At 58.5% G+C, this 15641-nt stretch carries 11 protein-coding genes and 1 pseudogene; 5 read left to right on the plus strand and 7 right to left on the minus strand.

Annotation, left to right across the window (positions count from 1 at the left end):
- Positions 1 to 8 precede the first annotated feature (8 nt).
- Positions 9 to 2948, plus strand: a complete 2940-nt coding sequence (locus tag BST95_RS15155; RefSeq protein WP_084200381.1) for an insulinase family protein — start codon at positions 9 to 11, stop codon at positions 2946 to 2948.
- A 17-nt stretch (positions 2949 to 2965) separates the two neighbouring features.
- On the opposite strand, the pseudogene BST95_RS15160 reads toward BST95_RS15155, so the two are convergent.
- A pseudogene (locus BST95_RS15160) lies at positions 2966 to 3718 on the minus strand (aconitase family protein).
- Between the two features lie 132 nt (positions 3719 to 3850).
- On the opposite strand from BST95_RS15160, the gene BST95_RS15165 reads away from it, so the two are divergent.
- A complete protein-coding gene (locus BST95_RS15165; protein ID WP_205737286.1) occupies positions 3851 to 5383 on the plus strand; it encodes an FMN-binding glutamate synthase family protein in 1533 nt (510 codons plus the stop codon).
- Between the two features lie 13 nt (positions 5384 to 5396).
- On the opposite strand, the gene BST95_RS15170 is transcribed toward BST95_RS15165, so the two are convergent.
- From BST95_RS15170 to BST95_RS15185, 4 genes are all read right to left on the minus strand, one after another.
- Entirely contained in the window at positions 5397 to 6701 is a 1305-nt protein-coding gene (locus tag BST95_RS15170) for a nucleotide sugar dehydrogenase (protein ID WP_084200382.1), read from the minus strand.
- A gap of 94 nt (positions 6702 to 6795) precedes the next feature.
- Positions 6796 to 8274, minus strand: coding sequence for a pyridoxal phosphate-dependent decarboxylase family protein (locus BST95_RS15175; protein ID WP_169843962.1), 1479 nt, complete (start codon positions 8272 to 8274; stop codon positions 6796 to 6798).
- A 16-nt stretch (positions 8275 to 8290) separates the two neighbouring features.
- The gene (locus BST95_RS15180; protein WP_084200384.1) at positions 8291 to 8563 is read right to left on the minus strand and encodes a DUF3144 domain-containing protein; all 273 of its coding nucleotides are present in this window, start codon (positions 8561 to 8563) and stop codon (positions 8291 to 8293) included.
- Positions 8564 to 8647: 84 nt separating this feature from the next.
- Entirely contained in the window at positions 8648 to 9400 is a 753-nt protein-coding gene (locus BST95_RS15185; protein WP_084200385.1) for an esterase/lipase family protein, read from the minus strand.
- Positions 9401 to 9553: 153 nt separating this feature from the next.
- Here BST95_RS15185 and BST95_RS15190 point away from each other — a divergent pair, with 153 nt between their 5' ends.
- Positions 9554 to 10471: a surface lipoprotein assembly modifier gene (locus tag BST95_RS15190; RefSeq protein WP_146004152.1), complete on the plus strand. Its 918-nt coding sequence runs from the start codon at positions 9554 to 9556 to the stop codon at positions 10469 to 10471.
- 1 nt (position 10472) lies between these two features.
- Here the strand turns inward: BST95_RS15190 and BST95_RS15195 are convergent, their stop codons facing one another.
- On the minus strand, positions 10473 to 12194 hold the full coding sequence (locus BST95_RS15195; protein ID WP_373295060.1) for a S8 family serine peptidase: 1722 nt from the start codon (positions 12192 to 12194) through the stop codon (positions 10473 to 10475).
- 207 nt (positions 12195 to 12401) lie between these two features.
- On the opposite strand from BST95_RS15195, the gene BST95_RS15200 reads away from it, so the two are divergent.
- Both BST95_RS15200 and BST95_RS15205 read left to right on the plus strand, forming a co-directional pair.
- Positions 12402 to 12902 carry an RNA polymerase sigma factor gene (locus tag BST95_RS15200; protein ID WP_084200387.1) on the plus strand — a complete coding sequence of 167 codons (501 nt, stop codon included), beginning with the start codon at positions 12402 to 12404 and terminating at the stop codon, positions 12900 to 12902.
- A 13-nt stretch (positions 12903 to 12915) separates the two neighbouring features.
- On the plus strand, positions 12916 to 13608 hold the full coding sequence (locus BST95_RS15205) for an anti-sigma factor family protein (protein ID WP_084200388.1): 693 nt from the start codon (positions 12916 to 12918) through the stop codon (positions 13606 to 13608).
- Positions 13609 to 14542: 934 nt separating this feature from the next.
- Here BST95_RS15205 and BST95_RS15210 read toward each other — a convergent pair.
- On the minus strand, positions 14543 to 15583 hold the full coding sequence (locus BST95_RS15210; protein WP_084200389.1) for a phosphotransferase: 1041 nt from the start codon (positions 15581 to 15583) through the stop codon (positions 14543 to 14545).
- Positions 15584 to 15641 lie beyond the last annotated feature (58 nt).

The following is a 15641-nucleotide window of genomic DNA, read 5'->3' on the forward strand; positions in this document are numbered from 1 at the left end:
GACAGCGAATGAGCAACCCCCTGCCCACCGCCCACGCGACGTTTGAACCCGTGCGCGCCCAGGCCATTGAATCCCTCAACCTGCAAATCCAGGAGTTTCGCCACCGCGAGACTGGCGCCGTGCACTATCATATGGCCGCCGACAACACCGAGAACGTGTTCCTGGTCGCGCTGCGCACTGTGCCGCAGGATTCTACCGGGGTCGCCCATATCCTCGAGCACACCGCCCTGTGTGGCTCGGAACGGTTTCCGGTACGCGACCCGTTCTTCATGATGCTGCGCCGCTCCCTGAACACCTTCATGAACGCTTTTACCAGTTCCGACTGGACGGCCTACCCCTTTGCCAGCCAGAATCGCAAAGACTTCAACAATCTGCTCGACGTATATCTGGACGCCGTTTTCTTCTCGCGTCTGGACCCCCTGGATTTTGCCCAGGAAGGACACCGGGTGGAGTTTGCCACCCCCGATGACCCCAGCTCTGAGCTGATATACAAGGGAGTGGTTTTCAATGAAATGAAGGGCGCCATGAGCTCCGTGAGCAGCACCCTGTGGCAGAAATTCTGCGAACACCTGTTCCCCTCTACCACTTATCACTACAACAGCGGCGGCGAGCCGGAAAACATCCCGGACCTCAGCTACGCACAACTGAAGGCGTTCTACGAAAGTCACTATCACCCGACCAATGCCATTTTTATGACCTTTGGTGACATTCCCGCCGCCGAGCATCAGGCCGCCTTTGAAGAGCGCGCCCTTGCCAGGTTCGAGCGACTCGATCAACGCATCGAGGTTCAGCCGGAGCAACGGCTGGCCGCGCCCATTCGTGTCAATGACATCTATGCCTTCGACGAGAACACTGACACCGCAGGCAAGACTCACCTGGTGATGGGCTGGATGCTCGGTGAAAGCAGCGACCTGGAAGGCATGCTCGAAGCACAGCTGCTGTCCAGCGTATTGCTGGAGAACAGCGCCTCACCACTGCAGCACGCTCTGGAAACCACCGAGCTCGGTCAAGCCCCCTCGCCTCTCTGTGGCCTGGAGGAATCCATGCGCGAGATGGTGTTTGTGTGCGGTATCGAAGGCAGCGAGGCTGAGCACGCTGACGCATTTGAACAGATGGTGCTGGAGATTATTGAGGATGTGGCCAATAACGGCGTGGCCGCCGAACGCCTCGAAGCCGTGCTACACCAGCTGGAATTACATCAGCGCGAGGTCAGCGGTGATAACTACCCCTATGGCCTGCATCTGATTCTGCAGGCGCTGGGCTCTGCAACCCACTACGCCGACCCGATTGCGGCAATGAACCTCGACCCCGTGATCGAATCACTGCGCACCAAGATTCAGGATCCTGACTACATCAAGCGCCTCGCCCGGCAATTACTGCTGGACAACAGCCACCGCTTAACGCTGGTCGTCGAACCTGACAGCGAGCTCTCGGCGCGTCGACTCGAGCGCGAGGCGGCTCGCCTGGCAGACATTAAGCAAGCCATGAGCGAAGAGCAAAAGCAGGCCACCGTAAAACTGGCCGCCGACCTGATTGAACGCCAGCAGAGTACCGACGACGAAAGTATTCTGCCCAAGGTAGAGCTGACCGACATCCCTGCCGAAGTCAGCGACGTCAGCCCCACGCAATCACCCATCAATGGCCTGACAGTCACCCGCTATGGCCAGGGCACCAACGGCCTGGTGTATCAGCAGTGGGTGGCGCCCCTGCCGGCACTGGACGACAAGCAGCGCGCGGTGTTGCCGCTGTATACCAGCTTTCTCTCAGAACTCGGCCTGGGTGAGAGCACCTACCTGGAAACCCAGCACCGTCAATCCGCCGATGTCGGCTCTATACACGCATTCACCTCCATGCGCGGCAAAGTGGAAGACGAGCAGGCCATCAAGGCGAACTTCGTGCTGTCATCCAAAGCCCTGCTGCGCAATGCCGCTGCCCAGGCGGAGCTGATGCGCGACACCCTGCACAGTGCCCGTTTCGACGAACATGCTCGCCTGCGCGATCTCGTCAGCCAGCAGCGTGCCCGACGCGAGCAATCCGTCACTGGTAATGGGCACGGCCTGGCCATGGCTGCGGCCTGTGCCGGGATGAGCCCACTGGCCAACCTCAATCATGAACTAACCGGCCTGGCGGGTATTCGCCGCCTGCGGGCGCTGGACGAAGCGCTCAAGGACGACGGCGAACTGGCAACGTTTGGCGATACCCTGGCCAACATTCACGCCAACGTGCAGAGCATGCCCGGTGAATTGCTTGTGGTAGCAGAGCCCCAGGAAGCGGAACGACTGGCGACGGACCTGTCAGCGATCTATGCAGATGCTTCGAACAGCGGCGCCAAGACCCTGTCACTGGCTCCGGTGCGCGAGCGGCGCGGTGAGTTCTGGGTGACCAATACCCAGGTGAATTTCTGCGCCAGGGCCTATCCCACAGTACCTGTGGGGCACCCTGACGCGGCGGCCCTGTCAGTGCTGGGCGGCTTTATGCGCAATGGCTTCCTGCACCGCGCCATTCGCGAACAGGGTGGCGCCTATGGTGGCGGCGCCTCCCAGGACTCAGGCTCCGCGGCGTTCCGCTTCTACTCCTACCGCGACCCACGGCTGGCAGATACCCTGGCTGACTTTGACGCGGCCATCGACTGGCTGCTGCAGGGTGGCCACGATGCCCGCGCCCTGGAAGAAGCCATTCTTGGTGTCATCGGTTCGCTGGACAAGCCCAGCTCACCGGCCGGGGAAGCGAAACAGCACTTCCACAACAGCCTCTTTGGCCGCACTCATGCGCACCGCAAGCAGTTCCGCGAGCGCATTCTGGCGGTCAGCCTGGACGACCTGATGCGCGTCGGCGAAACCTACTTACGCGCAGACGCCGCCAGCACGGCCGTGGTAAGTAACAGCGTTCAGCGGGACGCCAACGAAGCGCAGCTGAGTGACCTGGCGCTCACCGTTCAGGAGCTGTGAGGCCAGAGACGATGCCGCTACTGGGGAGTAGCGGCACTAAACCCCTTGGGCAGACCTGCCTCGGGGGCGATTAATCCGGTAAAGGCCGAGAATTCCACCGCCATATTACACAGCGTCATGCGGCCTTCCATGCCCAGTGCGGTCACCGCTTCGCCGGCAAACTCCACGGCATAGCCACTGCCACCACTGGCACCATGAATGCCGGTCAGGTGCAGAATCATATCTTTGGCGGTCACCCCAAACGGCAATTCACCGTCAAACCGCACGCGCAACGTGCGTGGTTTCTTCACTCGCAGGGTTTTGGTTACCAGTGCATGCTCCGCCTCGCTGGAGCCGATACCCCACGCCAACGCACCCAGTGCGCCCTGGGTGCAGGTATGACTATCGGGGCAGACCAGTGTGCCACCCGGCTGGACTATGCCCTGCTCCGGTGACACCACGTGAACAATGCCCTGGCGCGAATCGTCGAGATCAAACGGGGTCAATCCGGCCGCATTGGCGCCCTCACGCGTGGCGACGATAAAGTCGCTACCACTGGGCATGGTCGTGTCGTCCGTGCGGTCAGGTTAGGTATCGACAATATGATCCATACAGCAGAAAACCTGCTGCGGGTAAAACACCTCACGACCATCGGCCTGCAGGCTCGATAGCGCAATTGATCTGGTGCGCTCGTGCAGGAACACCCGATCGATGTAAATAAGGTCGGTGCCATCTGACTGGGTCTCAACCAGATGCTCAGGCCAGAGTTTGTCAAAAAGAGTTGCAGCCATAGCTGTGCTATATCTTTAGTGCAGAGTCATTTTGAGCGGCGGGTCATAGCCTTCAGCTTATTTGTTATATAAATATAGCGTTATAACTTAATCGGTGGAATGGCCGCCAAACCACGCCCCGGGGGACAGATCATGGAAATGGATACACTCAAGGCTTTTACCCTGGCCTTCTTCGAAATCAGCGCCCTGGTGATGGCCTTAGGGGTACTGCTGCTGGTTATCGCACTGGTCTATATGTACGTTGCTGACGTCACTCAGCGCGAGCAGACCATCCGTCGCAACTACCCGATCATCGGCCGCTTCCGCTATTTTTTCGAACACCTAGGTGAGTTTTTCCGGCAGTATTTTTTTGCCCTGGATCGCGAGGAACTACCGTTTAATCGCGCCCAGCGCAGCTGGGTCTACCGCGCCGCCAAGAACGTTGACGCCACCGTGGCCTTCGGCTCCACCCACCCGCTAAACCAACCGGGTGACTTTGTCTTTCTCAATGGCTTGTTCCCGCCACTGGAAGAAGAAGTACGGCCCAGAAGCGAAATTGTGTTCGGTGCCGGTTTCGCCGAAACGCCGTACCACACCCGGGCGTTTTTCAACATTTCGGCCATGAGTTTTGGCGCACTGTCAGCGCCGGCCATCCGCGCGCTGTCTGCCGGTGCCGCTGAAGCCGGCATCTGGCTCAATACCGGTGAAGGGGCTATCTCAACCTATCATCTGGAGGGTGGCTGCGACATTGTGTTCCAGATCGGCACCGCCAAATACGGTGTGCGCGATGAACACGGCGCACTGGATGAGGAGAAACTGCGCGAGATCGCCAGCCACCCTGAAGTCAAAATGTTTGAGATCAAACTCTCGCAGGGCGCCAAGCCGGGCAAGGGCGGTATTCTTCCTGGCGCCAAGGTGACCGAAGTGATTGCCAGCACCCGGGGTATCCCCGCCGGTGAAGACTCTTTAAGTCCCAATCGCCACACAGACATCAGCACCATTGATGAACTGCTCGACATGATCGTCCGGGTCCGTCAGGTCACGGGCAAGCCCACTGGCTTCAAGGCAGTGATCGGACAATCGGCCTGGCTGGATGATCTGTGCCAGCATATTCAGCAACGCGGCCTGGAATGCGCACCGGACTTTATTACCGTCGACAGTGCCGACGGCGGCACCGGCGCTGCCCCGCAGAGCCTGATCGATTTTATGGGGCTTCCCCTGCGCCGCAGTCTGCCGCTGGTAGTGGATAAGCTGGTGGCCTATGGCTTGCGCGAGCGCATCAAAGTGATTGCCTCGGGCAAAATGGTCAATCCCTCCGGGGTGGCAGCCGCGCTGTGCCTCGGCGCCGACACGGTAAACTCTGCGCGTGGTTTTATGTTTTCTCTGGGCTGCATTCAGGCACTGCAGTGCAACAAGAATACCTGCCCAACGGGCATTACCACCCACGACGAAGATTTACAGAAGGGCCTGGACCCAACGGACAAGGCTCGCCGGGTAGCCAACTACGCCCGCAACCTGATGCATGAGGTGGAAGTCATTGCGCACTGTTGCGGGGTGGAGGAGCCCCAGGACCTGGATCGCAGTCACGCCCAGATCATCGACGAGGTCGGCCTGCCGCAGCCGATGCTGACCCTGCACCCGGAGGCTCAGCCCTTGCCGCAATACCAACGCAGTAGCGGCGACTAGACAGGCCCCTGGCCTATAACCGCCATACGGGGACGCCCAGGCTGGCGAGCTTGTCGCGATCGAGACAGGATTTCACATCGATCACGATGCCCCGCTCCGAGAGCAGTCCGACAATGGCGTCCTCGCCCATATCAAGGTACGTCGCGTGTGGCACCGCCAGCACCAATGCATCCGCAGGCGGCAAAGCCTCCCAGCCGGACAAGGCAATACCGTATTCAGCTTCAGCCTCGGCGGGATCGGCCATGGGATCGTGGACCAGCACCTGGCACTGGTAATCACGCAACTCCGTCACAATATCTGCCACCTTGGAATTGCGGATATCCGGACAGTTTTCTTTAAAGCTCAGCCCCAGCACCACGACTCGGGCCTTGTCCGGAGAACAGCCTTGCTTGAGCAGTTGTTTCACTGTTTGCTCTGCGACAAATTTGGCCATGTCATCATTGGTCTGGCGGCCCGCAAGAATCACCTGGGGATGGTGGCCCACGGTTTCGGCCTTATAGGTCAGATAGTAGGGGTCGACGCCGATGCAGTGGCCGCCTACCAGGCCCGGCCGGAACGGCAGGAAGTTCCACTTGGTGCCGGCAGCATCCAGCACATCCTGGGTATCGATATCGAGACGATTGAAAATCAACGCCAACTCATTCATCAGGGCAATATTCAGATCGCGCTGAGCGTTTTCAATGACCTTAGCTGCTTCACCGACTTTAATGCTGGGCGCCCGATGCACACCCGCCGCAACCACCAGTTCGTAAAACCGGGCGACGGCCTCGAGAGTATCCGCGCTATCACCAGCAACTACCTTCACCACGGTTTCCAATCGGTTCGCGCTGTCACCGGGGTTAATGCGTTCGGGCGAATAGCCCACGTGAAATTGTTCTTGCGTGCGCGCCCCTCTGCCCGACCACTGCATGCCTGAAGCTTTTTCGAGCAGGGGCACACAATATTCCTCAGTGCACCCGGGATACACCGTCGATTCGAAGACGACCGTGGCACCGGCTGACATATTCAGGCCGACCGTAAGGCAGGCACCGTGCAGCGGTTCGAGATCCGGACGCCGGGCATCGTCGATAGGCGTGGGCACAGCCACCAGGATAATTTCAGCCTCCGCCAGCGCCGCGGAATCACTGGTGTACTCCAGTTGATTCGCCGCAGCCAGTTCCGCGGTGGTGACACTGCCGTTGGGATCGGTACCGGCGCGGTATTGATCGAGCCTGCTCTCATCGAGATCAAAGCCTATGGTGCGAAGATGACGCCCGAAGGCGACCGCCACCGGCAGCCCCACATAGCCAAGCCCCACTACCGCTGCTGTTTTATACATTGTTATCCTAAACACATGACCAGGCACTGAGGCCCTGAAAGCAGTTAGTTTGCCCAAGCGTTACCCGCTTGGCAAAGGCGTGTTGTCGAAATCGCTATTGAAGTTCGAAAGCAGCGGGTTCGCCGCCGGCGCGCAGTAACTCTTCGCCGAGCAGCGGCACAGCCTCGATCAGCGCGGCCAGGTCAGCGCGCGTGGTGCGGTGATTTGCAATGCACACCCTGATGGCTGTGTTGCCGTTGAGTCGGGTAAATGAAGGCACGGCAATACCGCGACACTGTAGCTCAACGACCAGATGACGATTGAGACGATTCAGCTGGTCGGCGCCGATGCTGCCGGTGACAAACCGGAAGCAGACGATATTCAGTGACACGGGCGCCAGTCGTTCCAGCGCCGGATGCGCATCCACCTGCTCGCCCAGCCAGGCCGCCTGACGGCAATTGCGTTCAATGGCGGCACCGAGGCGCTGACTGCCCATTTCCTTAAGCAGCATCCACGGCCCAAGCGCGGAAAAACCCCGCGACAAATCAATACCAAAGTCATTCGGCCAGGGTGCTCCGCCGGCCACACCCCGGTTTTCGCCTTTGAGATAAGCGTGGGCTGTAGCAAAGGTCGCAAGGTGCTCTTCACGATCACGCACCAGCAAACAGGCAGAAGAGTACGGTACGTGCATCCACTTGTGAAAATCAAAGGCGATGGAATCCGCCTGCTCAATACCCGCAAGTCGCGGGCGCATGGTGTCAGAGAGGGCGATAAGCGCCCCAAATGCACCGTCGACATGGTGCCAGCAATGATGCTCGGCACAAATCGCGTTGATAGCCTGGAGATCGTCGATGGCACCGGTGTTGACGCTACCCACCGAGCTGATTACCGCAAAGGGCTGCAAGCCGGCCGCGCGGTCGGCAACAATCTGCTCGGCCAGTGCGTGGGCATTTATGGCGAAATCGTCTTGCACGGGGATTGCCCGCAGGGCATCGCTACCCAGCCCCATGAGTTCAATCGCCTTGCTGACAGATACGTGGGCCTGAGCGGAGCAGTAGGCCACCAGCCTTGTGTCCTGATTGCCCAACTGGCGCACGTCGTCACCCAGCGTGCGGTGACGGGCGACAGCCAGACCATACAACGTGGCTGTCGACGTACCGGTGCAGACGATACCGCCGGCATCCAGCGGATAATCGAACAGCTCGCACATCCAGCGAATCAGCTGGCGCTCAATGTATATCGGACTGTGGTCACGCCCGCCCACATTGGCATTGATGGCACCATTGAGCAGTTGCGAGACAATGCCGCTGGGGGTACCAGAGCCATTCACCCAGCCCCAGAAACGCGGATGGGTATTGCCCAGTGTATGGGGAAGCACGCGCTGCTGAATTTCATCGACAACAGTCGTTAGCGGCGCACCGCTTCGCGGCAGCCCTTCTTCGATATTGCGGGCATATTCGGGCAGCGGCGCCCAGACCGGCGCTTTGGCGCGATCGCGTGCAAAGTCCAGCGCTATATCCAATGCGCGGTGGGCCTCCTCGCGAAAGCTGCCCCAGTCAGCCGGTTCCAGCAGCGATTTTTCCTGGTCTTCCACAAACAGTGACTCGAACTTACTGATCCTGCTGCTTTTGCTGCAGCTCAGCGCGCTTCATTTCCTGGATTTGTTCCATCTGGTGGCGATAGGCGTCAACCACCTTTTCGATACCGGAAGGATTGAGGCCACCCTCATTGCCTGCAGCCACATAGCTGGCGTAGACCGCCGATGCCGTCATCAACGCTGCGGATACCACGTGGGTCCCTACGCCTTCATTTTTGATCTCATTGGCCAGGTCGATAAAGCGATTCATGGTTTCGTGGTGCTGCTGAGCCTCTGTCTTGGACATGGCGATTCTCCTGAAAGTGATTCGAAACAAAAGTGGCGCAGGATTCTAGCACTATATTGACGTGGGGTTGTGCTTTCTTGAATGTCAGAGGAGTGCAATAACAAGACCCAGATGCATGCCCCTTTCCACCTCGTCGCTATGGCGCATGACCTCAGGATTAAGAATCATGACCGTATGCGTCACCGGCATGGTCAGCAATTCCTTCACGCCGGGCACCCTGGCCTCGCTCAGTGACACGGTGCCATCGCTGAGTTCATCCGGGAAACTGGGCAACAGGGTAATGTCGGGAATCGTGCTGGCGATGACATCCAATTCGAATGCCACCGGCCCAAGCGTCAGCAGAATAGATTCATCGCCCTTCCCCAGCTGCACCAAAACATCTGATTCAATCGGTTGCAAAAATTCAAACGAACTATAGTAAAAGGCCACATGACTACCGCCGTCGGGCGGCCCCAGCATTCCCGCTCGCTGCATACCCTGGATGGGCTGAACGCTCGCATATTGGCGCACCAGGATGCCGCCGAAAGAATAGGTCACGAAGTTGATCTGGTGGGCACCCCTGGAATGACAGGTGCGCAACGATTGGGTCACCGCCATCTCCGCCAATTCAGGAATCGGATAAAGCAGTGAGGGGTAACTCAGGTTGACCGTGGTGTAGCCGGCGTGATCGAGGTACCACTGCATGGGCTTGAGCGACAGCGACGATCGAAACAAACCGTGCAGCAGGATCACGCAGCGATCCGCACTAGCCACCAGGTAATCATCGGACCGGACCTGAGGGGCAAGCAACAGCCAGAGTATGAGACCGAAACTGGCGACTTTTCGAACAACAGGCATGGATGGCTCACTGCAGAACGTTGGACACAAAGTATACCTTTGGCTTTCCCTGGTATTTTCGATTCGATTTGCGCGGCTTTTTGCTATCATTAGCCGATTCCCGCGCCGGGCAACGCCGCAGCGCTGGCTCCGGACTTTCCAGGATTAGAATAAATGGCATGGCCTATAAAACCGGTTAGATTTTCCTGCGCGTTGATCGCGTGGGTTGCCGCTGCGCCTGTCATAGCCGCCGGCACTGAGTTTTCAGCAGAGTTTGGCCTGGGCGCAGAATACGACAGCAACGTCTCTGTCGATGAACTGGACGCCACCAGCAACGAAAGCGATTACGCCTACATCGCAGACGCCGACCTCGGGTTCGATCAGCAATTGGGCGAGAAGGTCGACCTGTCACTGAACTACAACGTCAGCCAGACCAATTACGACCGCTTCGAACGCCTCGACCGCACCACTCACCTGGTGGGTGCAGATCTCGGCGCCGACCTGGGTGCGGTTAACACAGGCATGGCGCTCTACTACATCAACGCCCAGCTCGACGGTAACGACTTCCTGGAGTACTACCGGGGCTCGCCCTATGTATCGGGCTTTCTGGCCAAGAAATGGTTTGCCCGCGGCGCCTACGTGTACTCCGACAAAACCATTGCCCAAAATCCAGACCGGGACGCGGAGAGCCACGCCGGCGAATTTGACCTGTACTTTTTTCGCCGCGGACTTCGCAGCTATTTCAATGCCGGTTACAAGTTCAAAGACGAAGACGCCACAGCTGAGCGCTACGACTACAAGGCCCACAACGTAAAGCTGCGATATATCCACCGCTTCGACCTGTGGGGCGATGTGCTGAAAATGGAATTCTCCTGGCGCTACGAGGACCGCGACTACAGCGGCATTACGCCAAGCATTGATGAAGAGCGCGCTGATCAGCGCCATCGTTGGAAGATCGACATGGAGTACCCGCTAAGCGAGCGAACGCTGCTGCAAATCTACGGCGGCTACTCCGATTACGACTCAAACTTTCCCCGGGCTGCCTACGACCAGCACGTAGTCGGCACGCGCCTGTCCTGGCGCTGGGAATAAATCAGTTACCGGCCAGGCGCAACAGGCCATGACCGTAGATTTCATCGCGTCCCGGTGGGCCAAGATCCTCGGCTGACTGATAAAGCAGGTTCATCACATCTTCACCGGGCTGCTGGCTCAACAGACTCGCCGCAGCTGTCGCCGCAAAGGGCACCGCGAACGATGTGCCGGAAGATGCCACAAAGCCACCACCCGCCCGGGCGTGCAACAGGTCGACACCGGGCGCTGCCAGATCCAGATATTCCCCCCGGTTAGCAAGGCGGAACACCTGATGACTGCTATCCACGGCTGTGACTGCCACCACCGTATCGTAGGCGGCAGGATACATGGGTGCGGCGACCGGACCGCCATTACCCGCGGCAGCCAGTACCACCACCTCCTGCTCTTTGGCGCGACCCAGCGCAGCCTCCAGGAGACGATTCGGCGGACCCGCCAGGCTGATGTTCACCACATCAACCTCGGATGAAATCAACCAGTCCAGAGCGCGAAGCAGACTGACGGTAGAAGCAATTTCGCCGTGCTCTTCGCTGATTTCAAATACGCCGGCAGCATATACCTCGGCATTCGGTGCCAGGCCGCTATAGTCCGGTGAATTGGCAGCGATAATCGAAGCGATGGCGGTGCCGTGGAATTCAGGTACATCGGCACCTTTGCCGACAAAGACACGGCTCTCAATCTGCGACTCCGCCAGCGCTGGATGCGAGGTATCCACTGAGCTGTCGATCATGCCAATACGAGGCGCAGCCGTTTCGGCCCCTGCCGGTAACTGCATGACCGTGCGCGGCGCTACGCCGTGTTCTGCACTGGCCAGCTGGGTGCCTGCGGTATAGATGTGGTTGAGGTCGACCTCGGCGCGATCTTTACCGACCACGTCGAGCACGCCGCGGCGCACCGCTGTGATGTCGAAACTTGAAGGTCCGGCAACCTCAGCCAGGCGCATACCAAGGCCTGGCAGATCAGTGACGGTATCGAACAAATAGCCTTCCTCGGCCAGCTCTTCGAAGACCTCAGGCTCAGCCATAACCAACCATTGCTCGCGATGAATGCGCTCTTCGTCAATTTCCAGATCGCTTTCAACGGCGTCGAGAATATCGTCAATTTCTGATTCGAGGCGCTCTTCGACTGCGGTTTCAACCTGGACGGCCACAGCGAGATCGACATTTTGCTCTACGCCGCTTTCAACGGTCTCTTCAAAGGTCTGGGCGACCTGCTCCTGAACATCGTCCTGAACGCTCTCTTCAACCGTCTCGGCAACCTGTTCCTGAACCTCTTCCTCAACGCTCTCTTCGACGACCTCTTCGACGTCCTGGGCAACCGTCTCTTCCACCGTTTCCTCAACGGTTTCCTCGACATTCTCTTCGACGTCTTCGGTGACGGTTTCCGCCACCTGCTCTTCAACAGTTTCCTCGATGGTCTCTTCCACCGTCTCTTCGACGATCTCTTCCTCGACCACTTCCTCTACGGATTCCTCGACGTCCTCAACCACTTCTTCCTCGACGTCGTCTTCCAGAATGTCTTCGGTGTAGCCGAGCACAAGCTCACTGGTCTGTTCCTCGACCTCTTCCTCAACGGCCTCTTCGACCTCTTCCTGGACAATTTCTTCTTCTACTTCTTCTTCAACATTCTCTTCGACATCCTCTTCCACCTGCTCCTCAGCCCCGGTCAGCGACCCTGGGACCTGGGCAAACGCTGCCGGCGGCGTGGCCAGCGCGACGGCCAACACCAGCGCCAACGCGAGGCAAAATGCGGAAAAATTACCCTCAAAGGATATTAAATGTCGGAAATTCAATGACTTGCACAAAAACATGGTAGTATCCACCACCTGGATTTAACGCCGTAATTACTATTAAAGACGATTTACGCGAAGAAAAATTCCAAATCATGGAATAAAATCCGCCGCCCAAACGTCACTCATTCTAACAGGATTCGTATGCCATCGCTCAGCGATTCACAACGTGAGGCCCTTATGGCCGAACTGGGTGGATTACGCCGATTCTGCTACTCCCTCACCGGGAATGCCGCTGACGCGGATGACCTGCTGCAGGGGACCGTAGAAAAGCTGCTGAGTAAAGGAATTCCGGAAGATGCGCATACTGCTAAATGGAGTTATCGGGTCTGCAAGAACGTCTGGATTGACGAACTGAGGTCCCGCGAGGTGCGCCAGCGCTATCCCAGCATCGCAGATGAAGAGGAAGATGCGCGGTCCACCGAAGCCGTCGCCGAAGGCGAACAGGCACTGGACGCAGTATCAAGGGCATTGGAACAACTGCCCGAAGATCAGCGACTGGCGCTCACCCTGGTCACGGTAGAAGGTAAAAGTTACGCCGAAGCGGCAGAGATTCTCGAGGTTCCAGTGGGAACCATCATGAGCAGAATCGCCCGGGCGAGAAAGAACTTACTAGACATTTACAGCCCGCCAGGGGCGGACTGAAGAGAATGAGACCATGAACGAACAGGATTACCAACAGCTGTCGCAGTACCTGGATGGTGAACTGGATGTATTCACCACACGCCAGCTGGAACAGCGCCTCCAGCAGGAGCCTGAGCTCGCTGCCACACTGGCACAGTTGCAAGGCCAGGACGCCGCCATTCGGGGCGCCCTGAACACCACAGCCGAAGCCCCGGCGGCGGTTCGCGCCATGCTGGAACCGGCAAGCAACGTGGTTGCCCTGCCGCAGCGCAAGGCTCGCCCCACCTGGCAATACGCGGTGGCAGCATCCCTGATTGCCGCAGCCGGCCTGGCGATCAGCCCGGCCTGGCAGCAGGCCCCCAGCGCCGACCAGATGCTGGCCAACGTACTGGAAACCAGCCCCTCCATGGCCAGCGGCTGGCAGACCCTGGACAACGGCGACCAGGTTCGCCCGGTCCTCAGCTTTAAAGATAGAGCCGGCAACTGGTGCCGCGAGTTTCTAATCACCGAAGCAGGCGAAGCCTCCCGCGGTGTCTCCTGTCGCGCCGCTGGGGAATGGCAAACCCAAGTACTGGCCGCCACTGAGATCCCCGGCGACGCTGGCCAATTCCGCCCCGCAGGCGCTGCTGACGCCAACCCGGTGGCCAACTTCCTGGCCGAACAAGCCGACAGCATCCCGTTGAGCGCTTCTGAAGAAGCCAGCCTGATCGAGAATCACTGGAACTGATTTCACGCCAGTTCCACTTGTACCCGGCTATATGCCGGGTATTTTTTTGCCTACGATTTGGTGGGTGTTCGTGCCCCAGAGTGCTGACTGGCAATTAGTTTTGCACTTTCTCTACCCGTCGGCACAGGCACAGCTGGAGTCTTTCGAAACCGCTGCAAGGCCATCCATGGCGCGCTTCGGCGTCCGCCATCCCTGGCTCCCGACAATTTCGAAAGACTCCAGCTGCGCCTGCGCCTAACCATGATCATAAGGCACACAGAAAGCGCTTATTAACCGCAAGCCGGAGCAGACGGTGTTTAGCCTTTTCGAAATCACTACAAACACATCCATATGTTCACTTTCGCGTCCCGGAACGCCGGCCGCGCCCTCCATAGCTCCCGACGATTTCGAAACACTCAAACAGCGCCTGCATCTAGGAACAGGATGCTATGGGTAATCTTGGCAACGTAGAACAACCCCAGGTGCGGGGGCAGCGGAAGCTTTGCGAAATTGTCGGGAGGCAGGATGCCGTACGCAAAAGCACGCCATGAATGGCCTTGCAGCGGTCTCGCAAAGCTTCACCTGCTCCCGTACCGTCGCGTAGATAACAAAAAATTAGAACCCCAGAAGAGATACAGGGCCTGCCACCCCATGTAGATGACAGACCCTGAAGTTCAGTGCGGAGGGCTAGCGGTCCCCGCTCTGGGAGCTGTGATCCGGAGCGTCCCCAAGGAACGCCCCGGTAAAAGAAGTAGAGGAGAGCAGTGACTACCACGCATTCTATGGTGGCCTCAGGGGCCTGTGATGCGTACCCAAATGGTATGCCACCACTGCAACCTCAAGCGGTGTTTCACTCCACTTTGACTACTTGACGGTTCGGCGTCCCCTTTTATTCCCAAAATTCACAAAAAAATTGAAAAAAATTGCCCGTGAGCCGGAATAAATTACTTTTCCTTTATAAATCAGCAAGTTCCGATTCGATAGTTTTTGCAGTTTCCAGGAATTCCAGCGACTGATGAAGCCGTTCCAGGGTCTTGAGTACATAATTCTGGGGTTGCCAGGCGTCGCCCATGGCCAGGGTGGTGACGGCCCCCACCCATACGTAGGCCGCGTGCAACTGGCAGTCGCAGTACATCTGGGCAGCGTCAGGCGGTGTCACACCCTCGCGGATCAGGGCCTCCCGGTATCGTGCCAGCAATGTGCCTGCCGAGGCTTTGAGATCGTTCGGCTCAACCGTGCCCGCCAGGAAGTAGCCCACATCGCGCATCGGGTTAGTCTTGGCCAGCAAGGCCCAGTCCAGAAAACCCGGCGAATCGCCGTCGGCAAACATATTGCCGTCGTGGGCATCGCCGTGAACCAGCGTATGCGGCCCCCGCTCCCAGAGCCGGTGAATGGCATCGGTGTGCTCGGTATAAAGCTGGGCCAACTCACTGAACACCGGAGGCATCTGATCTGCAAAGGCCTCGTGCGCCTGGGCGACAAGTACCGGGGCAATCGGGTGTTGGGGAGGCGCACTTATCCAGTCCAGGTCGGTGGCAAAGCGCGGTGTCTCCCAGTACTGACTGTGGAGCGTGGCAAACGCATCGAGCACGGATTCCACGTAGGCCAGGGAATAGCGCTCGCTGGCAGTACGGAACCCGCAGCCACTCGCCTCAAGATCTTCCAGCACCATGATGTAGTGTTCACCACCGGGAGCCCATTCTGAATAGTAGGATGCGGGCACACGCACCGGCACTTCCGCAGCGAGTTCCGCGTAGAAGCGCGCTTCGCGCTCGCCCATGCCGGTGGCAACAACAAACATCCGCTGCTGCTCATCTGCCGGCGGTAGCTTGGCAAAGATGCGTTGCGAGGTTCCGTCCTCCCGCTGCAGTGCGAGTGCCGCCCGTCCTGTTGTGCCGTCGTGTTGGTCCAGGGTGCTCACGCTGGCGATTGGGGTCTGCAACGCTTCACTCAACCAGCCGGCGGATAGCTGGGCAACACTGTCGGGAATAGCCATAGAGGGAGTTCCGGTTTTGGGCGTTACTGCAAAGTGTAATACGCTCTGCTCCACACTC

The organism is Halioglobus japonicus, assembly GCF_001983995.1.
GTDB lineage: Bacteria > Pseudomonadota > Gammaproteobacteria > Pseudomonadales > Halieaceae > Halioglobus > Halioglobus japonicus.